Annotated in this window: 22 protein-coding genes, 1 pseudogene and 1 riboswitch; of the genes and pseudogenes, 10 read left to right on the forward strand and 13 right to left on the reverse strand. The window is 62.9% G+C overall.

Annotated elements, in window-relative coordinates:
* Positions 1-6: 6 nt before the first annotated feature.
* The 5 genes from V1288_RS18925 to V1288_RS18945 all read left to right on the forward strand — a co-directional run bounded on the left by V1288_RS18925 (position 7) and on the right by V1288_RS18945 (position 5,007).
* Positions 7-1,092, forward strand: a complete 1,086-nt coding sequence (locus V1288_RS18925) for an ABC transporter ATP-binding protein (protein ID WP_334358473.1) — start codon at positions 7-9, stop codon at positions 1,090-1,092.
* Positions 1,092-1,994, forward strand: coding sequence for a carbohydrate ABC transporter permease (locus V1288_RS18930; RefSeq protein WP_334358474.1), 903 nt, complete (start codon positions 1,092-1,094; stop codon positions 1,992-1,994). The genes V1288_RS18925 and V1288_RS18930 overlap by 1 nt, the downstream gene beginning before the upstream one ends.
* A complete protein-coding gene (locus V1288_RS18935) occupies positions 1,994-2,800 on the forward strand; it encodes a carbohydrate ABC transporter permease (protein WP_334358475.1) in 807 nt (268 codons plus the stop codon). The genes V1288_RS18930 and V1288_RS18935 overlap by 1 nt, the downstream gene beginning before the upstream one ends.
* Before the next feature lie 9 nt (positions 2,801-2,809).
* Positions 2,810-3,136 carry a DUF2160 domain-containing protein gene (locus V1288_RS18940; protein ID WP_334358476.1) on the forward strand — a complete coding sequence of 109 codons (327 nt, stop codon included), beginning with the start codon at positions 2,810-2,812 and terminating at the stop codon, positions 3,134-3,136.
* A 128-nt stretch (positions 3,137-3,264) separates the two neighbouring features.
* Positions 3,265-5,007 (forward strand): ABC transporter substrate-binding protein, encoded by a 1,743-nt coding sequence (locus V1288_RS18945; RefSeq protein WP_334361349.1) that lies wholly within the window; start codon positions 3,265-3,267, stop codon positions 5,005-5,007.
* 264 nt (positions 5,008-5,271) lie between these two features.
* Here the strand turns inward: V1288_RS18945 and V1288_RS18950 are convergent, their stop codons facing one another.
* Both V1288_RS18950 and V1288_RS18955 read right to left on the reverse strand, forming a co-directional pair.
* Complete coding sequence (locus V1288_RS18950) at positions 5,272-6,372, reverse strand: alkene reductase (protein WP_334358477.1); 1,101 nt, start codon at positions 6,370-6,372, stop codon at positions 5,272-5,274.
* Between the two features lie 283 nt (positions 6,373-6,655).
* On the reverse strand, positions 6,656-7,258 hold the full coding sequence (locus tag V1288_RS18955; RefSeq protein WP_334358478.1) for an SPFH domain-containing protein: 603 nt from the start codon (positions 7,256-7,258) through the stop codon (positions 6,656-6,658).
* A 1,050-nt stretch (positions 7,259-8,308) separates the two neighbouring features.
* Between V1288_RS18955 and V1288_RS18960 the strand changes: the two genes are divergently transcribed.
* On the forward strand, positions 8,309-8,533 hold the full coding sequence (locus V1288_RS18960) for a DUF6429 family protein (protein ID WP_334358479.1): 225 nt from the start codon (positions 8,309-8,311) through the stop codon (positions 8,531-8,533).
* 136 nt (positions 8,534-8,669) lie between these two features.
* On the opposite strand, the gene V1288_RS18965 is transcribed toward V1288_RS18960, so the two are convergent.
* The 8 genes from V1288_RS18965 to V1288_RS19000 form a co-directional block, all read right to left on the reverse strand.
* Complete coding sequence (locus tag V1288_RS18965; RefSeq protein WP_334358480.1) at positions 8,670-8,954, reverse strand: helix-turn-helix domain-containing protein; 285 nt, start codon at positions 8,952-8,954, stop codon at positions 8,670-8,672.
* Positions 8,955-9,386: 432 nt separating this feature from the next.
* The gene (locus tag V1288_RS18970) at positions 9,387-9,779 is read right to left on the reverse strand and encodes a hypothetical protein (RefSeq protein ID WP_334358481.1); all 393 of its coding nucleotides are present in this window, start codon (positions 9,777-9,779) and stop codon (positions 9,387-9,389) included.
* 25 nt (positions 9,780-9,804) lie between these two features.
* Positions 9,805-11,703: a phosphomethylpyrimidine synthase ThiC gene (gene thiC / locus V1288_RS18975; protein WP_334358482.1), complete on the reverse strand. Its 1,899-nt coding sequence runs from the start codon at positions 11,701-11,703 to the stop codon at positions 9,805-9,807.
* 283 nt (positions 11,704-11,986) lie between these two features.
* On the reverse strand, positions 11,987-12,595 hold the full coding sequence (thiE, locus tag V1288_RS18980) for a thiamine phosphate synthase (protein ID WP_334358483.1): 609 nt from the start codon (positions 12,593-12,595) through the stop codon (positions 11,987-11,989).
* Positions 12,582-13,364: a thiazole synthase gene (locus V1288_RS18985; RefSeq protein ID WP_334358484.1), complete on the reverse strand. Its 783-nt coding sequence runs from the start codon at positions 13,362-13,364 to the stop codon at positions 12,582-12,584. The genes thiE and V1288_RS18985 overlap by 14 nt, the downstream gene beginning before the upstream one ends.
* 142 nt (positions 13,365-13,506) lie before the next feature.
* Positions 13,507-13,704, reverse strand: coding sequence for a sulfur carrier protein ThiS (thiS, locus tag V1288_RS18990; protein ID WP_334358485.1), 198 nt, complete (start codon positions 13,702-13,704; stop codon positions 13,507-13,509).
* On the reverse strand, positions 13,695-14,708 hold the full coding sequence (locus V1288_RS18995; protein ID WP_334358486.1) for an FAD-dependent oxidoreductase: 1,014 nt from the start codon (positions 14,706-14,708) through the stop codon (positions 13,695-13,697). Before V1288_RS18995 ends, thiS begins: the two co-directional genes overlap by 10 nt.
* Positions 14,696-14,839: riboswitch (TPP riboswitch) on the reverse strand. It overlaps the preceding gene by 13 nt.
* Positions 14,840-14,901: 62 nt before the next feature.
* Positions 14,902-15,432 carry a transglycosylase SLT domain-containing protein gene (locus tag V1288_RS19000; protein ID WP_442893967.1) on the reverse strand — a complete coding sequence of 177 codons (531 nt, stop codon included), beginning with the start codon at positions 15,430-15,432 and terminating at the stop codon, positions 14,902-14,904.
* 350 nt (positions 15,433-15,782) lie between these two features.
* On the opposite strand from V1288_RS19000, the gene V1288_RS19005 reads away from it, so the two are divergent.
* Positions 15,783-15,977: a hypothetical protein gene (locus tag V1288_RS19005; RefSeq protein ID WP_334358487.1), complete on the forward strand. Its 195-nt coding sequence runs from the start codon at positions 15,783-15,785 to the stop codon at positions 15,975-15,977.
* A gap of 18 nt (positions 15,978-15,995) precedes the next feature.
* On the opposite strand, the pseudogene V1288_RS19010 reads toward V1288_RS19005, so the two are convergent.
* A pseudogene (locus tag V1288_RS19010) lies at positions 15,996-16,551 on the reverse strand (sensor histidine kinase); the annotation flags it as partial.
* Positions 16,552-16,808: 257 nt separating this feature from the next.
* Here V1288_RS19010 and V1288_RS19015 point away from each other — a divergent pair.
* The 3 genes from V1288_RS19015 to V1288_RS19025 all read left to right on the forward strand — a co-directional run bounded on the left by V1288_RS19015 (position 16,809) and on the right by V1288_RS19025 (position 18,239).
* Positions 16,809-17,186, forward strand: coding sequence for a PRC-barrel domain-containing protein (locus V1288_RS19015; protein WP_334358488.1), 378 nt, complete (start codon positions 16,809-16,811; stop codon positions 17,184-17,186).
* A gap of 95 nt (positions 17,187-17,281) precedes the next feature.
* The gene (locus tag V1288_RS19020) at positions 17,282-17,815 is read left to right on the forward strand and encodes a PRC-barrel domain-containing protein (RefSeq protein ID WP_334358489.1); all 534 of its coding nucleotides are present in this window, start codon (positions 17,282-17,284) and stop codon (positions 17,813-17,815) included.
* Between the two features lie 208 nt (positions 17,816-18,023).
* A complete protein-coding gene (locus V1288_RS19025; protein WP_275187376.1) occupies positions 18,024-18,239 on the forward strand; it encodes a dodecin family protein in 216 nt (71 codons plus the stop codon).
* A gap of 14 nt (positions 18,240-18,253) precedes the next feature.
* Here V1288_RS19025 and V1288_RS19030 read toward each other — a convergent pair whose 3' ends face one another.
* Complete coding sequence (locus V1288_RS19030) at positions 18,254-19,822, reverse strand: DUF4403 family protein (protein WP_334358490.1); 1,569 nt, start codon at positions 19,820-19,822, stop codon at positions 18,254-18,256.
* A gap of 150 nt (positions 19,823-19,972) precedes the next feature.
* Positions 19,973-20,653: a L,D-transpeptidase gene (locus V1288_RS19035; protein WP_334358491.1), complete on the reverse strand. Its 681-nt coding sequence runs from the start codon at positions 20,651-20,653 to the stop codon at positions 19,973-19,975.
* Positions 20,654-20,688 lie beyond the last annotated feature (35 nt).

Consider the following 20,688-nt stretch of genomic DNA (forward strand, 5'->3'; position numbering starts at 1 on the left):
TGCAGCATGGCTCGCATTGACCTCGTCGATCTCGCGCACTCCTACAGCGGCAATGCTGCGCCGGCGGAATCGTTTGCGCTGAAGCCGGTGACGATGACCTGGCGGCAGGGCGGGGCGTATGCACTGCTCGGCCCGTCCGGCTGCGGCAAGACCACGCTGCTCAACCTGATCTCCGGGATCGTCACCCCGTCGCGCGGCAATATCCTGTTCGACGGCGCCGATATCACACCGCTGTCAACCCAGAAGCGCAATATCGCGCAGGTGTTCCAGTTTCCGGTGATCTACGACACCATGACGGTCGGGCAGAACCTCGCATTCCCGCTGCAGAACCGCGGCGTGCCGAAGGCCGAGGTCGAGGCGCGGGTGAAGCAGATCGCCGACCTGCTCGATCTCACACCCTATCTCCGCCGCAAGGCAACGCGCCTGACCGCCGACGCCAAGCAGAAGATTTCGCTCGGCCGCGGCCTCGTCCGTTCCGACGTTGCAGCCGTGCTGTTCGACGAGCCGCTGACAGTGATCGATCCCGAGCTGAAATGGCAGTTGCGCTCAAAACTCAAGGCGCTGCACCGCGAGCTCGATCTCACGATGATCTATGTCACCCATGACCAGACCGAGGCGCTGACCTTCGCCGACACCGTCGTCGTCATGCATGACGGCCGCGTGGTGCAGAGCGGCACGCCGGCCGAACTATTTGACAAGCCCGCGCATACCTTCGTCGGCTATTTCATCGGCTCGCCCGGCATGAACATCGTGCCGGCCGCGGTCAGCGGACACGAGGCGCGCGTCGACGGCCACACCATTGGTCTGCATCGCAATTACGGCGTGCTGCCGGCAGGCGCCAGAATCGAGATCGGCGTGCGGCCGGAATTCCTCAATGTCGCAGCGCCCGCATCCGGTCTGCTGTCGGCGACGATCGAGCGCATTGATGATCTCGGCCGCGCCCGTTTCGCCCGCGTTCGCGTCGGTGATGCAAAGTTTTCCGCGCGTGTGCCGCCGGGATTTTCCGTTCCCGACAACGTGGTCGGATTGGTGTTCGATCCGGCGCATGTTCACGTCTATGCCGACAGCCGCCTGGTCGAGGGGGTTGCCTGATGGACAAGACCATCAACCAGAAAGCCTGGTTCCTGGTGCTGCCGGTATTCGCGGTGGTCGCGTTCTCCGCGGTGCTGCCGTTGATGACGGTCGTGAACTATTCGATGCAGGACACGTTCGGCAACAACCAGTTCTTCTGGAACGGCGTCGGCTGGTTCAAGGAGCTGCTCGATCCGTCGACCGATCTCGGTGGGCGCTTCCTGGCTTCGCTCGGCCGCAACCTGCTGTTCTCCGCCATCATCCTGGCCATCGAGGTGCCGCTCGGCATCGTGGTGGCGCTGTCGATGCCGCGCGAGGGCTGGACCGTTGCCGTATGCCTCGTGATCCTGGCGCTGCCGCTGCTGATTCCGTGGAACGTGGTCGGAACGATCTGGCAGATTTTCGGCCGGCCCGACATCGGCCTGCTCGGCTATACGCTCAACGGTCTCGGCTTCGACTACAATTACGTTTCCAACGAGTTCGACGCCTGGGCTACCGTCATCGTGATGGATGTCTGGCACTGGACCAGCCTCGTTGCGCTGTTGTGCTACGCCGGGCTGAAGTCGATCCCCGACGCCTATTACCAGGCGGCGCAGATCGATGGCGCCTCGCGCTGGGCGGTGTTCAAGGCGATCCAGTTGCCGAAGATGAACCGCGTGCTGCTGATCGCAGTGCTGCTGCGCTTCATGGACAGTTTCATGATCTACACCGAGCCGTTCGTCGTGACCGGCGGCGGTCCCGGCAACTCGACCACCTTCGTTTCGATCGAACTGGTCAAGATCGCGCTCGGGCAGTTCGACCTCGGCAAGGCGGCTGCGTTGTCGCTGGTCTACAATCTGATCATCCTGATCGTGTGCTGGATCTTCTACACCGTCATGACCAACGCCGGGACCGAACGTCCCGCCAAGAAGGGAGGCGCCTGATGCATTCGATTCCCGGACGCCGTCTCATCATCTCGCTGTTTCTGATCTTCCTGCTGTTGCCGATCTACTGGCTCGTCAACATGAGCTTCAAGACCAACGCCGAGATCGTCACCACGATGACGCTGTGGCCGCACCAGCCGACGCTGGAGAACTACAAGCGTATCTTTACCGACGAGAGCTGGTATTCCGGCTACATCAACTCGCTGAAATACGTGATCATCAACACCGTGATCTCGATCGCGGTGGCGCTGCCGGCCGCCTACGGCTTCTCGCGCTACCGTTTCCTCGGCGACAAGCATTTGTTCTTCTGGCTGCTGTCGAACCGGATGGCGCCGGCCGCGGTATTTGCGCTGCCGTTCTTCAACCTCTACTCGGCGATCAACCTGTTCGATACGCCATGGGCGGTCGCGCTGGCGCATTGCATCTTCAACGTCCCGCTGGCGGTTTGGATTCTCGAAGGTTTCGTCTCCGGCGTGCCGCGCGAGATCGACGAGACCGCGTTCCTCGACGGCTATTCGTTCCCGCGCTTCTTCGTCAAGATCCTGGTGCCGCTGATCGCAAGCGGTATCGGCGTCGCCGCGTTCTTCTGCTTCATGTTCTCCTGGGTCGAGTTGCTGCTGGCGCGCACGCTGACGTCGGTCAGCGCCAAGCCGATCTCGGCGATCATGACGCGCACCGTCTCGGCCGCGGGCATGGACTGGGGCCTCTTGGCCGCCGCCGGAGTGCTCACCATCATTCCGGGTGCGCTTGTGATCTGGTTCGTCCGCAACTACATCGCGCGCGGCTTTGCGCTCGGCCGGGTGTAGGGGGCACAGATGGAAAACATCGCATGGATGGCCTGGACGCTGCCGACCGCGATCTTCTTCGTGATGCTGGCGCTGACTTTGGGCGTGATGACATGGCTTGCGGCCGCCTATCCCGAAGCCGAGCGCGTCGGCGTGCTGCGCATTCCGACCACGCGCGGCGACCGGCTGTTCATTTCGCTGGTGCTCGCCGCCGTCATTCATCTTTTGTGGATCGCCTTTGTCGGCACCGACCCGCTTCTGACGCTGCCGATCGGGGAGGGCGTTGAGATTTCGAGCCTGTGGCTCGCAACCCTAATTTCGCTTGTTTCGGCCGTTGCGATTTTCCGCACCGTCTGAGGAGCGAAAAAGAGCAGATCCGGGATCAACCCGGGCCTGAATTTGTGTTTGTCGCTGCAACCGGAGGATCCAACATGCGACGCTTGAGAGGAAGGAATGGTCCGTTGACCAAAGAGAGCTTTCTGACGATGACCAGCGCTGCTGCGCTGATTGCGGCCTCTGTTACGATCGCCGCACCCGCTCGTGCGGACGACGCCGTCAATCAACGATGGATCGACAGCGAATTCCAGCCCTCGACGCTGTCGAAGGCCGATCAGTTGAAGGAGCTGCAGTGGTTCGAAAAGGCCGCTGCACCCTTCAAGGGCATGGAAATCAACGTCGTGTCGGAAACCATCACGACGCACGAATATGAATCGCGGACGTTGGCGAAAGCCTTCACCGAGATCACCGGCATCAAGGTCAAGCACGACCTGATCCAGGAAGGCGACGTCGTCGAGAAGCTGCAGACCCAGATGCAGTCCGGCAAGAATGTCTACGACGGCTGGATCAACGATAGCGACCTGATCGGTACGCATTTCCGCTACGGCCAGACCGTGATCCTGTCGGACTACATGACCGGCGAGGGCAAGGACGTCACCAATCCGCAGCTCGACGTCAACGACTTCATCGGAAAATCCTTCACCACCGGCCCGGACGGCAAGCTCTATCAGCTTCCCGACCAGCAGTTCGCGAACCTCTATTGGTTCCGCTATGACTGGTTCTCCAATCCGGACTACAAGGCCAAGTTCAAGGCCAAGTACGGCTATGAGCTCGGTGTTCCCGTGAACTGGTCGGCCTATGAAGATATCGCCGAGTTCTTCACCAACGACATCAAGGAGATCAACGGCGTCAAGGTCTATGGTCACATGGACTATGGCAAGAAGGATCCCTCGCTCGGCTGGCGTTTCACCGACGCCTGGCTGTCGATGGCCGGCAACGGCGACAAGGGCATCCCGAACGGCCTGCCGGTCGACGAATGGGGCATCCGCATGGAAGGCTGCCGTCCCGTCGGCTCGTCGGTCGAGCGCGGCGGCGACACCAACGGTCCCGCCTCGGTCTACGCCATCGCGAAATATCTCGACTGGCTGAAGAAATATGCCCCGCCGCAGGCGCAAGGCATGACCTTCTCCGAAGCAGGCCCGGTGCCGGCGCAGGGCAACATCGCCCAGCAGATCTTCTGGTACACCGCCTTCACCGCCGACATGGTGAAGCCCGGCATCGCGGTCGTGAATGCGGACGGCACGCCGAAGTGGCGAATGGCGCCGTCGCCGCACGGCTCGTACTGGAAAGAGGGCATGAAGCTCGGCTATCAGGACGCCGGCTCGGCGACGCTGCTGAAGTCAACCCCGCCCGACCGCCGCAAGGCGGCCTGGCTCTATCTGCAGTTCATCAACTCCAAGACGGTGTCCTTGAAGAAGAGCCATGTCGGTCTCACCTTCGTGCGTGAATCCGACATCTGGGACAAGTCCTTTACTGAACGTGCCCCGAAGCTCGGCGGCCTGATCGAGTTCTACCGCTCGCCCGCGCGCGTGCAGTGGACCCCGACCGGCAACAACGTGCCTGACTATCCGAAGCTTGCGCAACTGTGGTGGCAGAACATCGGCGACGCGTCGTCGGGTGCGAAGACGCCGCAGGCGGCGATGGATGCGCTGGCCGCAGCGCAGGACTCGGTGCTCGAACGTCTCGAGAAGTCCGGCGTGCAGGGCGCCTGCGGGCCGAAGCTGAACAAGAAGGAGACGGCCGAGTTCTGGTTCGCCAAGGCGGAAAAGGACAAGACCATCGCGCCCCAGCGCAAGCTGGCGAACGAAAAGCCGAAGGGCGAGACCGTCGACTACGACGCGTTGATCAAGTCGTGGCCGGCGACCCCGCCGAAGCGGGCGGAGGCGAAGTAAGCTTCGCAAATTACGAGTGATGCAACGAGCGAAAGGCCGGGAGCGATCCCGGCCTTTTTTCGTTCTCGTCATTCCGGGGCGATGCGAAGCATCGAGCCCGGAATCCATCGCGACACCAATTCTGCGGTTGGATGAATTCCGGGCCTGCGCCTTGCGGCGCATCCCGGAATGACGTGTTGAGATATTCGGTCCTGTCTCAATCGTCATTGCGAGCGAAGCGCAGCAATCCATCTCGCCGCTTGGTGAGACATGCACTGCGCCCCTTCACTCCGCCGCCTGCGCGGCTGCCAGCGTCGGATAATCCGTATACCCCTTGGCGCCACCGCCGTAGAATGTCGCCTTGTCCCATTCGTTCAGCGGCGCGCCCTTCTTCAGGCGCTCGACCAGATCAGGGTTCGAGATGAACGGTTTTCCGAATGCGATCAAATCGGCCGCGCCGGCCTCGAGCACTTTTGTCGCGAGATCGAAATCGTAGCCGTTGTTGGCGACATAGGCTCCGCTGAAGCGCTTACGCAGGCTCGCGTAGTCGAACGGCGCAATGTCGCGCGGGCCGCCGGTGGCGCCTTCGATGACGTGAATATAAGTGAGCTTCAGCGCGCTGAGCCCATCCACGATGTGATCGAACAGCGGCTGCGGGTTGCTGTCGGAGACGTCGTTGGCCGGCGTCACCGGCGAGATGCGGATGCCGGTGCGCTCGGGGCCCGCCACCGCGGCCACCACCTTGGATACTTCCAGCATCAGTTTGGCGCGGTTCTCGATCGATCCGCCGTAGGCGTCGGTCCGCTTGTTGGTGCCGTCCTTGGCGAACTGGTCGAGCAGATAGCCGTTGGCGCCATGGATCTCGACGCCGTCGAAGCCGGCGGCCAGCGCATTCTCGGTGCCGCGCTTGAAGTCCTCGATAATCCCGGGAATCTCCGACAGCTCCAGCGCGCGCGGCTCGGAGATATCGGTGAAGGTGCCGTTGACAAACGTCTTGCCCTTGGCGCGGATCGCCGACGGCGCCACTGGCTTGCCGCCGTTCGGCTGCAGCGTCGAGTGCGAGATGCGGCCGACATGCCAGATCTGGATGAAGATGCGCCCGCCCTTTTCATGCACGCGGTCGGTGATCTTGCGCCAGCCTTCGACCTGCGCCTTGGAATAGATGCCGGGCGTATCCTGATAGCCCTGGCCCTGCTGCGAAACCTGGCTCGCCTCGGTGATCAGGAGGCCGGCGGAGGCGCGCTGGCCGTAATAGTCGACCGCGAGCGGGCTCGGCACCATGCCCGGAGGCACCGCGCGATTGCGGGTCAGCGGCGCCATCGCGAAGCGGTTGGGCAGCGTGATCGGGCCAAGCTTGAAGGGCTCGAACAGTTTGGTCTGGCTCATGTCTGATATGTCCGGATCGATGATGATAGGGGAGAGTTGGGCATCGCGGGCAATTCTCGCAATCCCGTAAGCCATTCGGCTTGCGCAGACGAGCTGCGCAAGATCCCGCCAGAGGCCGGTGTCGCGCAACAGCGCATGCGCGCGGACATAGGATGATCCATTCGAAATCGGGGACGGCGCAGCATAGGCCGCCTCCCACCCGGTGCCCCGGCGGCCGAACGGCACTGTCCGCGCCCGATCGGAATCGCCCGGCGGCTGGCGCCGCCGCCATTGACGCCGCGAGCTAGTGCGCCGCAAATCCCATTCGCCTGTTGTCCAATTCCGCGACAGGCCCTGCGGAATCGACCTGCAGCAGTTCGAAGGTCAGGCATTCGCAGCCGATGGCGCGAAGCACCTGGTTGGCGGCCTTTTGCGCGCTATTGCTGAAGCTCTGGTGATCCATCTGGATTTCGAGACGGGGTTTTCGGCTGCACACCGCCTTCACGACCGATTGCAGGCGGGCGAAGACCTCGTCCCTGTAGTTCTGGGTGCTCTCGAACGAGGCCCGGGGATCGACGATCTGAGTCCGCGCGACATAGACCAGGTTGACGGCTATCCGGTCCGCGGAAACGGCACCTTGCGTAAATCGAAACACCTCGGGGCGCAGGTCGATCCGCGCCAGTTGGCGGCTGCCGGCGCGGATCCGGTGCCGGCCGGGTGTCAGGGCCTTTTCAAAACGGCCGCTCCGGTAGAGCAGGACGGTTTCAAACTGCTGCACGCAGACCCGCTCGAAGCCGAGCAGCGCCATGACCCCCTTTCTGAGCAGCGTCGAAACCCAGGCCCACGCGCCGGCGATCACGGCGATAACGATCAGAGAAAATGCTATCGAGCCCAGTAGTTCACCCACGTTCTTCCCCTGCCGCGGCTTTTGTCTTTGTTGGCGACGCCGCGATTCCAGCTAATCTCTTGGCTGATCGTACGTCGAAATTAAGTCATCGCAATTTCAATCAGAACGAGTAAACAAAAAATAATCGACTGTTGCCCGACCATTTGCATTTTAGATGGACGGCTTCTCTCTCCCTCGTCATTCCGGGATGCACCTCTTGGCGCAGGCCCGGAATCCATCTCACCATCTATTCTGCGGCCCGATGGATTCCGGGTTCGCGCTGCGCGCGCCCCGGAATGACGGCTGGATACGGTTTCGCGATCTCGCGGCGCTGATCGCCCGAGGCTTGCATCTTCGTTTGCCCTCTTCGAAATAGAGGGCGCAGGGAAGACCGGGTGCTTGCTGCACCCGCGGTCTCGCGTGCGATTTGCGCAAACAAAACTGCACACGAGCATACAGGGCAGCGGGAGCATTCCGGCCTTCCCTGCGCAATGGCTTTACGGCTTACTTCGTGCTCTCCCCGGTGAACGGCTCTTTTGCCACCGTCGCCGCGCAGGGAATGAACCCTGCGCAACTTAATGCCAGCACCGCGACATCAGGACCACACGACTTCGCCGTACGCATCGGGCGCGTACGTCTATCGCGCCCTTCGCGTCCATCGCATCTCACCGCACGTTCGTGACGATGGCCAACGCCCCTCATCCGCCGTGAGACGGGCGGAGTTATGCGGCTGATTTGCCCGACATGTTAAGCGGAATATTTTTGCAAAAGGGGCTGGACAGGTTTTGAGTGATTTGCCCGTCGTGTTGCTTTGTCGCAGGCGCTCAAGCGAGATCGCGCTTGCGCGCGCGGCAAATCAGTCCGCAGAGCGCAGGCCCGTAGGGGTGGGCAAAGGCGCGAAGCGCCGTGCCCACCGACTTACGCCGCTGCCGGTGATGGTGGGCACGCTGTCGCTTTGCCCACCCTACGAAATCACTCTACTTGCTTGTGCCAACATCGGACGGCGCCGCCATTGCGTCTCGCGGGCTCTTGAATAGGATGGCGCGAACATCGCGCCGTGAGAGGTTCACGATGGCCATCAACAGAGACAAGATCGACGACGCAGCATTGGCTCTGCTCTACATAACTCTGCATGACGACTACCGGGCGTGGAAGGGTATGGATTGGGGTGTGCTCGGTCGCCTCTACGAAAAGGGGATGATCCTCGATCCCGTCGGCAAGGTGAAGTCGGTGGTTTTCACTCACGAGGGACTGGAGCGGGCGGAGCGGCTGTTCAAGGAGATGTTCGAGGAATAGGCGGCGAGGGTAGGATGGGTAGAGCGAAGTAGTCGTAGCCCGCACGAGCGGAGCGACATGCGGGTATCTTTCTCTACATAGTCCCGGGTGTCGCTTCGCGAGCGCGGACCCCGGATGACGGCGAAACCTGCTCGGCCTAGCTGTGCGCGGGAATGTCGACGCCGTCAGTCGCATATTGCCGGATCTTGTTCCGCATCGTGCGCACCGAAAGTCCGAGCACGCGGGCTGCGTGGGTGCGATTGCCGTGGCAGCGCGCCAGCGTCTGCAGCACGAGCTCGCGCTCGATCGCCTCGACCGTGGAGCCGATCAGCATCGGTACAATCTCGTGGGGTGAAAGGGCTTGAGATTCCGACAGCGAAATCTCGGCCGCGCGATCGCCCTCCGCGCCAAGGTACACGTCACCAAGATACTCCCGGGGCATCAACACCTCCCGAACAACGCTAGCCCCGAAACGCGGAGCTGAAGCATCAGGAATCAACGGCCCCCTGCCGTAGCGGAGGGTGGTCGCGTTTGGTTAATGAAAGGTTAAGCGGCACGGAAAGGTTCTGATGGCAAGGTTCTGATGGCGCTTTGTCACACCCTGAAGTTTACTCCCAACAGCAGGCATATAAATGTGTCAGCGCGGCCTGGCAGTTTCCCGTCGTCGCCGCCAATGCAGCGCGAAGCTCATCGCCGCTCGCGCCAAATCCGCCGTGCTCTCGTTGCGACGAGGTGACGCTCCCGGCAATCCGCCCTATGTGCTGGCTATCGACAACCGGCTCGTCATCATTTCAACCATTCGTAGCCCGCATGAGCGACGCAATATGCGGATGGCTTAAATCCCGGATGTCGCTGCACTCATCCGGACTTCTTGCTAACGTGCCGGCTCTTTGGTGCGTTCTTCCGTTGCGATCGATTGTGCAGGCTTGGTCGAGCGAACCATCAGAAATGTTCCAGACAGCCCTGGCAGCTTCCAGCGCCCGTCGATTTCCGTCGCCTCGGCATTGACCAAGCCTTCATAAAAGACTGTGTCATAGCCGTGGCCGGGTGGCTCGTAACGCTTGATGAACGAGACGGCGTTGCCGGATCGATGACCTGCAATCGAAGCGCTATGGGTGCTCAACGGGCAACCGGGCGTCATGCAGGGTTCGGTCACATTTCCTGCGAGCGCGCCACCGGACTCGATGAGCGTCACCAGAAATGTGACAATTCCAACTTGCTGCTGAACGAAGGTGCCGTCCCAGACACCGGTCAGATTTTCACTCATTGCGGTCTGGATGAGTGCGCAACCCTCACAACACGCGATTACTCTCCTTCACCTTCTCCGCATCGAGATAGAGATCGCTCCCCATCTCCTTGAACTTCTGCGACATCTTCGCCATGCCATCCTCGATCGTCCCGCTCACCGACATCCCCACCCCCGTCGGATCGTTCAGCGTCGCCGCATAATCCCGCACGTCCTGCGTGATCTTCATCGAGCAGAACTTTGGTCCGCACATCGAGCAGAAGTGGGCGACCTTGTGGGCTTCCTTCGGCAGCGTCTCGTCGTGGAAGCTCTTTGCGGTGTCCGGGTCGAGGCCGAGATTGAACTGGTCGGTCCAGCGGAAGTCGAAGCGGGCGCGGGACAGCGCATCGTCGCGAAGTTGGGCGGCGGGGTGGCCCTTGGCGAGATCGCTGGCGTGGGCGGCGATCTTGTAGGTGATGACGCCGACCTTGACGTCGTTGCGATCCGGGAGACCCAGATGCTCCTTCGGCGTGACGTAGCAGAGCATGGCGCAGCCGAACCAGCCGATCATGGCGGCGCCGATGCCTGAGGTGATGTGATCGTAGCCCGGCGCGATGTCGGTGGTCAGCGGGCCCAAGGTGTAGAACGGAGCCTCGCCGCATTCCTTGAGCTGCTTGTCCATGTTGATCTTGATCTTGTGCATCGGCACATGGCCGGGGCCTTCGATCATCACCTGGCAGCCCTTGTCCCACGCGATCTTGGTCAGCTCGCCGAGCGTCTCCAGTTCGGCGAACTGCGCGCGGTCGTTGGCATCCGCGATCGAGCCGGGGCGCAGGCCGTCGCCGAGCGAGAACGAGACGTCATACTTGCGCATGAGGTCGCAGATCTCGTCGAAATGGGTGTAGAGGAAGCTCTCCTTGTGGTGCGCCAGGCACCACTTCGCCATGATCGAGCCGCCGCGCGACACAATGCCGGTGACGCGGTTGGCGGTGAGGTGGATGTAGGGCAGGCGCACGCCGGCGTGGATCGTAAAATAGTCGACGCCCTGTTCGCACTGCTCGATCAGCGTGTCCTTGTAGAGCTCCCAGGTCAGCTTGACGGGGTCGCCTTCGCACTTCTCCAGCGCCTGATAGATCGGAACGGTGCCGATCGGGATCGGCGCGTTGCGCAGGATCCATTCGCGCGTGGTGTGGATGTTGCGCCCCGTGGAGAGGTCCATCACGGTGTCGGCGCCCCAGCGGATCGCCCACACCATCTTGTCAACTTCCTCCTCGACCGACGACGTCACGGCAGAGTTGCCGATATTGGCGTTGATCTTGGTCAGGAAGTTGCGGCCGATGATCATCGGCTCGAGTTCGGCGTGGTTGATGTTGCAGGGGATGATGGCCCGTCCGCGCGCGATCTCGGAACGGACGAACTCGGGCGTGATGAAGGCCGGGATCTCGGCGCCAAAGCTTTCGCCGTCGGCAAGGGCTGCTTCCGCGCGTTCGAGCTGTGCTTTTCGGCCAAGGTTTTCGCGCTCGGCGACGTAGACCATCTCCTTGGTGACAATGCCGGCGCGGGCGAATTCGAGCTGGGTGATCTTGTGGCCGTCGAGGCCGCGCAGCGGCTTGTGGTGCGCGGTGAAGGCCTTGGCGGCGTGCGACGCGCCGACATTGCCGTTGTCCTCCGGCTTGATCTCGCGGCCCTGATATTCCTCGACGCCGCCGCGCTCCTTGACCCAGGCAAGACGGTTGCGGGCCAGGCCGGCGTTGACGTCGATCACGACGGAAGGATCGGTGTAGGGGCCGGAGGTGTCGTACACCGGCAGGTTCGGCTCGCCGGCGCCTTCGCTGAGGATGATCTCGCGCAGGGGCACGCGCAGGTCGGGTGCGGCGTCGGGGGTGGCGAAGATTTTTCGCGATGAGGGAAGCGGGCCGGTGGTCACGGCGGGAAGGGTGGTGTCGGGGTTGGAGCGAATGTTCATACTGTATCCTCCGTTTTTTATGGGCGTCGTTCCGGACGGGCCGCGAAGCGGACCGATCCGGAACCTCGAGGTAGTTGAGCGAGATTCCGGGTTCGCGCTTGCGCGCGCCCCGGAATGACGCCGGTGGGATTTTCTTCCGTCATTGCGAGGAGCCACCGGGTCGGCGCGAAACGCCGCCCGATAACGGGCTCCGCGACGAAGCAATCCACTGTCACCGAATTCGCGGTGCCAATGGATTGCTTCGCTTCGCTCGCAATGACGGTTGATGGATTCGTCATCATTCTCACGCGGCCTCTGCGCTCTGGCCGAGCCATTGCCGCACCCGCGCGTCGGGGTCGGCGTTCTGGGTGACGTCGCTGACGACGGCGATGGAGTCGGCGCCGGCGGCAAAAATCTCGGCCGCCTGTTCGAACTTGATGCCGCCGATCGCGACCAGCGGGATAGCGCCGATGCGCTTCTTCCACTCGGTGATCTTTGCAATGCCCTGCGGGGCAAAGCGCATCGATTTCAGCGTGGTCGGAAAAATCGGGCCGAGCGCGATGTAGTCCGGCTTCGCGCGAAGTGCGGTCGCCAGCTCCTCGTCGTCATGGGTGGAGATGCCGAGCGTTAGTCCTGCTTTGCGGATTTCGCCAAGATCCGCATCGGCGAGGTCTTCCTGGCCGAGATGCAGGTGCTTTGCGCCGGCGACGATCGCCGCGCGCCAGTAATCGTTGACCACGAGTTTTGCCGGTGTGCCCTTGATGGCCTCGAGCGCGTCGGTCACGATCTGCAGCGCCTCCGACTCATTGAGGTCCTTGGCGCGCAACTGGATGGTGCCGGCGCCGAGCAGCGCCAGCCGCGTCACCCAGGCGACATTGTGAACGACCGGATAGAATTTATCAGGATACGGCATGCCAGAACGGTGTCCCGATCACAGGGGTTGAGGGCGAGGCGAAGTCGCGGGCTTCCATCAGGCCGGCTTCATAGGCGGTGCGGCCGGCTTCCACGCCGAGGCGGAACGCATTTGCCATCGCTATGGGGTCGGCGGCTTTTGCGATCGCCGTGTTGAGCAGCACGGCATCGTAGCCGAGTTCGAGGGCGTGCGCGGCGTGCGACGGCGCGCCGAGGCCGGCGTCGACCACCAGCGTCACATCAGGAAGGCGCTCGCGCATCAGCTTCAGCGCATCGCGGTTGGTGATCCCCTTGGCGCTGCCGATCGGCGCGGCCCAGGGCATCACGACCTTGCACCCCGCATCGACCAGCCGCATCGCGACCGAAAGATCCTCGGTGCAATAGGGAAATACTTCAAAACCGTCCTTGATCAGGATGGCGGCCGCTTCGACCAGGCCGATCACGTCGGGCTGCAGCGTGTCGTTGTCGGCGATCACCTCCAGCTTGATCCAGGGCGTTCCGAACAGTTCACGCGCCAGCTTTGCCGTCGTCACCGCCTCGCGCACGCTGCGGCAGCCGGCGGTGTTCGGCAGCACTGTCACATCAAGCTCGCGGATCAGCGACCAGAACGCATCGCCGGTCTTGCCGCCGGCGGCCTCGCGCCGCAGCGACACGGTGACGATATTGGCGCCGGACGCGCGGATCGCGTCCTGCATGATCGCGGGCGAAGGGTAGAGCGCACTGCCGATCAACAGGCGTGAGGAGAAGGTTTTGCCGTAGAAGTTCAGCATCAGGATTCTCCGTCATTCCGGACGGTCCGCGAAGCGGACCGATCCGGAATCTCGAAGTAAAGGTCGAGTCTGTATCCGCGAGATTCCGGGTTCGCGCTGGACGCGCGCCCCGGAATGACGGGCAAGCCAATCACGCATCACATCACCCTCCCTGCCGCGGCGTGATGATCTCGATCTCGTCGCCGCTCTTCAGCACGGTCTCGGCCCAGCGGCTTTTCGGCAGCACGTCGTAATTCAGCGCAATCGCGAAATGCGTGCCTTCGTATTCGAGTTCGGAGAGCAGGGCGTCGATGCGGGAAGACGTGATCTCCCGCGCTTCGCCGTTGACAGTCACACGCATCGCATCACCTCATTGTCGATCGCGCCGCGTTGCACGTAGCCAAGCGTCAGCTCGGCCAGCGCGGGGGCCAGCAGAAAACCGTGGCGGTAAAGGCCATTTACCGCGATCTTGTTTTTGCTGATCGTGATCCGCGGCAGATTGTCGGGGAAGGCGGGACGCAAGCCTGAGCCGAACTCGACGATGCGCGCTTCGGCAAAGGCCGGATGCACGGCATAGGCGGCGCCTAACAGCTCCAGCGCCGAGCGCACGCTGACGCCGGTATCCTCGGCCTCGATCGAGGTCGCGCCCAGCATGAATTTGTTGTCGCCGCGCGGAATGACGTAGAGCGGCCAGCGCGGATGGATCAGCCGCACCGGACGCGCCAGTTCGACCTCATTCGTCTCAACGATGATCATCTCGCCCTTGACGCCGCGCAGCTCTTTCTGCTCGTCGCGCGCGGACAAGCCGCGGCAGTCGATCACGATGCCGTCGAGATCTTCCGCGTTCATGTCGCAGTCGAACTTGATGGTGCCGCCGGCGGCTTCGATGCGCGCATGCAGTTCGGGCAGTACCTTTCGCGGCTCGACATGGCCTTCATCGACATAGAACAGGCCGTCGCGGAAACGGCCGTCCAGCGACGGTTCGAGGTCGCTTACGCCCCTCGCGTCGAGCCTGACGTGGCCGGTGGTGAGTTTCGCAAAGCGCTCGAAATCGACGCGGTCGCGCGCATGCGCCACGACCAGCGATCCGTTGAACGGCGTATTCGGAAAAAGCTCGCGCCACAGATCAAGCGAACGGATGCCGAGCCGGCCGATCACGGGCTCGGAAGCCTCGGCCTCGCAATGGGGTGCGAGCATGCCGCCGGCCCAGTGGCTGGTGGAGAGCGTCATATCGGCGTCACTGCGCTCATACAAAGTGACGGCGTGGCCGGCCTGGGCGAACAGTAGCGCCTGCCATGCGCCGGCAATGCCCGCGCCGATGATGGAAACGGGAGAATCCCCCCGCGGATCTGACTTCTGGTACATCCCTGTCCCTTCGCCGGCATGACCCGGATCAGGTTCAAAGGGTCACCGCGGTCTCAGGCCTCTACCTTGAAGTAGAATTGCCCAAGCTTGCGGTATCTCAGCTCCTCATCGGAGCACCCCTCGGAACAGGGCTAATGTAGGCAGTTGAGCGGGGGTGTCAACGGACATGAATTCGTCATGCCGGGCTTGACGACTATTGGGCGGGAACCTGCAGCGCGTTGGCGTCGGCCGGCGTTCTCGCCGTTTCGACCGGCCTGGCGACGATTTTCGGCGGCGTACCAGCCGCGAGCACGGGCGCGATCTGCAGGGGCTTTTCATGCCGCTGGCGCTTTGCGGCATAGTAATAGCCGCTGGCATAATAGCGCACGGCCCGGCTGTGATCGCTGTTGGCGGCGCGATAGGCGCCGGCGAGATATTTGATGCCCCAGGCGAGATTGGTGTCGGGATCGCGCAGGCCCGCGGCGTCGCCGGTGTAGCCGAGGCCGCGCGCGGTCGCGAGCTTGATCTGCATCAGCCCGATGGTGCCGCCGCGTCCGACGAGGCCTGGATGATATTTGCTCTCGCGCACGATTATCCGGTGCACCAGCGCTTCCGGCACGTTGTTGGCGCGCGCATGATTTGCGACCATGCTCTCATATTGCGCGCGGCCCTGCGCCATCGCATCGGGCGAAACCATCAGCGCTGCCATGGCAGGTAGCCAGGCAAATTTCAGCAAACTTTTCATAAAATGATCTCGGCGGACGGGCGCGTTAAACGGTCGGCGATTTCGGTAGTTCCATTACGGGGCGCAGGTGTGGCGAAAAACCGACGACATCGCGGCGAGACGTGGCGGCTGGCGCAGTCGTTAACGGAGCAGTCGTTAACGGACTCGGGCGAGCGTGACGCGCAAATTGTCAGTGCAACGCATCGCGTCTGCTACGTGAATCTGCGTCATGCGGCCGCGCATGATTGTCGTGCAAAGGACGCAGTCAAGGTGTAAAGAGACCTCCCGACGAGAAGCATTCATTCCGACAGCAAACCTGTCTCATTCCATTAAATTATAAAACATAACAAAAGTCAGAAGGGAGATGCGCCATGGCTCGACTCGATTCCGGCTATTTACCTCGTGGAAATCCCTGTGCCCAATGCGGCAAGCCGATTGCGCGGCCCGATTGGGTCGAGAGCAGCCCCGGCCGCACGTCGTTCCTGTGGTTCTGCCGTGCCTGCGATTATCGCTTTGAAGCAATCGCGATCTACGAAGAAGCGCATCCGGACGCGCTCGCCGCCTGACGCCGCTGAAATCATCCTCTAGGCTGCAAGCCGTTCGCCTGGCGGGCGAACGGGCAGCCGCATCCGAACCACCAGTCCATGCGGCTGCCGGTCGTGCAGCGACAGCATGCGGCCGTGCGCCAGCACGATGGCGTTGGTGATCGAAAGACCGAGGCCGAAGCCTGCCGCTTCATCCATGTTGCGAGCGTCGTCGCCGCGCACGAATGACTCCAGCATGTTCTGCTTCAACGCATCCGAAATGCCGGGGCCGTCGTCCTCGACGTCAATCGTGAGCTGATCCGGCGCAACGCGAAGGCGGATCACGGCCTCGGCGCCGAATCTCGCGGCATTCTCCACCAAATTGGTGACGGCGCAGTGCAGATCGTCCGGCCGCCACCGTGGCCATCGCATGCGCGGGGGCGTCATAGACGACCTTGCGTCCCATGTCGGCGAACTGGTCGGTGATGAGCTGCAGCGTGCTGGCGATGTCGACCAGCGTCATGGCTTCCAGCCGGCGGCCGTTGCGCAGGATCGACAGCACGGACTCAAGCATCGCGCGCATCTGGTCGAGATCGTCGAGCATGCGGCTGCGATGCGTCCTCGACCGCTGAAGGCAGTCCTCGTCGACGACCTACGGTGTAAACGGCAGTTCGGGCGCGCGCAGCAGCGCTTCCTTCCCGGCTTTGCTGATCGACTATCATGGCTGAACGCGCGAAGCGCATTTTCGCGCGGAAAGCGGACAAGGCTGCGCTGCAACCATCCTACCGAAAGGGAAGGGTGGTTGTCTTATTTCCGGCAATGGAACCTGGCGACGGTTTTCACGTTGGTTCCGACAGATATGTGGAGGGTCCAATGGCAAGTGATGTCATGACCAAGCCGCATCCGCTGATCGCGAGCGACCGTGTCGAGGGGACCGCGGTGCGCCGGCCGAACGGAGACATGATCGGCCATATCGAACGGCTGATGATCGACAAGGTCACGGGTAAAGTATCCTATGCAATCCTCAGTTTCGGCGGGTTTCTGGGCATCGGAGCCAACCTGATTCCGTTGCCGTGGGGACGGCTTCGCTACAGCACGAAGTTCGAAGCCTACGAACTCGACGTCGATGATGAAGAGCTGAAGCGCGCGCCGTCCTTCCGCGCGGACAAGGATTTCGACTGGGGCGATCGCGCGAAGGAAGCCGAGCTGCACCGCTATTACGGCATGCCGCCCTACTGGGGCGGCTTCTGACCGCAGTGCGGCGCACCTGTTCCCTGCGGAATGTGTGGAACACTTGTTGAAGTGACGGGTTTTCCAATAGCGTTTCTGAAATGAGGAGAACCGACATGTTAACCAAAACTGCCGTTGCCGGCATCGCGGCCTCCGCGTTGTTGGCGAGCATTGCGTTCGCGCAAAGTCCTTCGGCAACGACTGACCGCGCCACCACCGCCGCACCTGCGGCGTCGTCCGATACCTCGTCGTTCAAGGGTAACTGGCGGGCCTCGAAACTGGTCGGCCTGAACGTGTACAACGACAGCAACGAAAGCCTCGGATCGATCAACGATCTCTTGGCCGACAAGAGCGGCAATATCAAAGCCGTGGTGATCGGCGTCGGCGGCTTCCTCGGCGTCGGCGAGCATCTGGTCGCGGTGCCCATGGACAAGGTGAAGTTCGTCGATGAGCCGGTTGCCTATACCAGCACCTCGAGCGCGCCCGCCACCGGCGGCGCAAGGCCTGCGACGGGCACGGGTACGACGACGGGCGCGGCGCCGGCTGCGACTCCTCCCAAGAAGAATCCATGGTATCCGGACCACGCCGTGTTCAGCGCAACGAAGGATCAGCTCAAGGCGATGCCGGAGTTCAAGTACTCGATCGAATAAGGCATCGGCCGCGTAGCAACGACTTTCACAAATGGCCGGGCGGCGTAGGCCGCCCGGCCATTGTGCTTAATGGGCGCACGCCGACGTAAACGCTCGTAATGGTGCAGCGCATCCTATTCACGATGCTGCTCCCGATGTTAGGCTGTATCGCGGCAGGCGCGCCTGCGTTCTGCCTTGCACAGACCCCTTGCAGCAGCGGGAGGACGACATGGCTGATAGCGTCTACAAGGTCATCGAGCTGATCGGCACCAGCACGGAATCCTGGGAGAAGGCCGCGGCCGCCGCGGTCAGTCGCGCTGGAGAGTCGCTGCGCGACCTGCGCGTCGCCGAGGTCGTGAAGCTGGATCTGCAACTGGACGCCAGTGGCAAAGTCGAAGCCTACCGCGCCAAGCTGAACCTCTCGTTCAAGTTCGAGGGGTCGTAAAATCCTCAGTTTCGTCACAGCGCCGGCAGCGCGCTCACATAGACGTTGATCGCGCCTTCGGCTTCCGCGATCACGCGCAGCGTTTTCGAGTCGAAGGCGATGTCGGCGAGGCGTAGCTTGTTGATATCGGCCGAGACCCGCAGGCCGTCCTCGTTCTTCTGCAAATCGGCGATCACGGCCGCAATCTTTTTCTGGGCATTGGCGGCGAACGGCTTGAGATCGACGGTCGTCTTTTCCGCCAGCGTCTTCTGCAGATGCGGGATCGCCGCGCGCGCCGCGGCACCCAACAGCCCGAAGGCGGCTTCCGATTCGACGGCGAGCTCGACATCGGTCAGCCGCAGCGTCTGCTCGGCCTGATCGAGCACCGGCCTTCCCCAGATATGCACATTGGCCTCGCCGCCGAGCCCTAAGAAGCTCTTCTTTTCCTTGGCGCTCACCAGCAGTGAAATCAGGAGGCGGTTACCCGACGCCGCGACGCTGGCGCGCTTGACGGTGACGTCGACCGAACCGGACCCATCTTCCGGAAAAGTCTTTCCGGCGAACTGCGCCTCCACGATTCTGTTGATCTCGGTGAACGGCATGTCGATGGGAACGCCGATCGCGACCCGTCCCGGCGTCGGCGGCACGATGGCGATCGTGGCGGGGAACGGGCAGGACGGCTTTGTCTCGGTCGGCGTGATGCGGGTCTCCGCCTCGATGCCGAGCGTCAGCGTAAGGTTCGAAGCGTCGATGCGCGGCTGCGCGGCAATCGCCCGGATGGGGCGCAATTCCAGCCACAGCGTCGGCATCGTCGAGCCCGCCGTCGTGCCCTGCAGCGGGATCGAGCGGCAGGCCTTGGCCCATTGCGCCCGCGCGTTCTGTTCGAAGGCCGGATCGTTGCGCATGCGCGCCTGCACCAGCGCGATTTGCTCGGCGACATTCTTGTCGATCAATGGCTTCACCTGCGCGGGCACGCTGACGCGCGCGCCGGCCACGGCAAGGCTGGTGTCGCCGAGATTGACCTGAGCTGCGAGGTTGGGGTCGATGCGCCAGTTCGCAGCGATCTGCGGCCGCGCTGATATGACGACGTTGCCCTTGATTTCGGCGCTGGCGTTGAGGTTCTTGATGTTCACGCTGCCGATCTGCTTGGCGACGTTGCCGCCGAGCAGGCCGCCGAGCGCGTCGCCGACCGCACCGGTCGCCTTCGCCGACAGCGAGCCTGTGACGTTGAGCACGCCCGTCAGCGGTGTCGTCAGCGACAGCACGTCCTGTGCGCCGGTAGCTGCGATCGGCCCGCGCGAAGCGGTCCAGCCGATATCGGCGTTCTGCAGGATCTGCGATATCGGATTGTCGGCCTTGCCGGTGAAGGAGCGCGGCGCGCCGCGGTCGGCGGCGTCGCGGATCGCCGACAGTGTCACCGCAATCGGCGCCATCACGGTGGATGCGCGCGGCGCCGGCGGCAGCGGCGGCAATTCGGCGAGCGCGGGCGGCCGGTTCGTGGCGCGCGGCGCGACGAAATCCATGACCTTCAGGCTGGCTACAAACGAGACGATGACGACCGCGAGTGCAGTCGAAATTGTCTTGAGATGCATCGGCAGACGCATCGTCCCCCCGGATCCCAAAATGAATCGCCCCACAACGTTCTACAGCGACGGCGAGAGCCACGCCACTGCGCAATAAGGCTGCATCAGATCAATACAAAACGGCCCCGGTGAAGGCCGGGGCCGCATTTCGCATTGAGAAACCCTAATGGCTTAGCGGATGGTTCGCCCGAGATCGGCGCGGCGATCCGTCATCGGCAGCACGATCACCTTGGTTCCGATGCTGACCCGCGAATAGAGATCGCTGACGTCTTCATTGGTGAGGCGGAGGCAGCCCGAGGAAACGCGGGTGCCGATCGTCGAGGGGTCGTTGGTGCCGTGGATGCGGTAGATGGTGCCGCCGAGATACATCGCGCGGGCGCCGAGCGGGTTGCCGGGGCCGCCGGCCATGTGCCGCGGCAGATAGGGCTGGCGGGCGATCATTTCCGGGGGCGGGCTCCAGGCCGGCCATTCGGCCTTGCGGGTGATGGTCTGCGTGCCCGACCAGGTGAAGCCGTCGCGGCCGATGCCGATGCCGTAGCGCATCGCCTGGCCGTTGCCGAGCACGAGGTAGAGATAGGTGTTCGGGGTATCGATGATGACGGTGCCCGGCGCTTCGCGGGTCGGGTAGCTCACGACCTGGCGGCGCAGGCGCGCCGGCAACTCGACCGAGCGGTCTTCTTCATCCCGGGGCACAGCCGCAACCGGCGGCGGGGCGGCTTCGATCTGCGGCAGGAAAAACGGAAACAGCGGCAGCGGAGCCGCGGCGGCGGGTGCGGAAAACGCGGTCGCGCTGATCGCCAGCACGCCAAAGGCGGCGGCCGCGAAGCGGCTCAGTCTGGATGAATTGGACATGATCGTCCCCCTGTTTGTCGCACCAGTTCGGCGCG

The organism is Bradyrhizobium sp. AZCC 2176, assembly GCF_036924645.1.
Classification (GTDB): Bacteria; Pseudomonadota; Alphaproteobacteria; order Rhizobiales; family Xanthobacteraceae; genus Bradyrhizobium.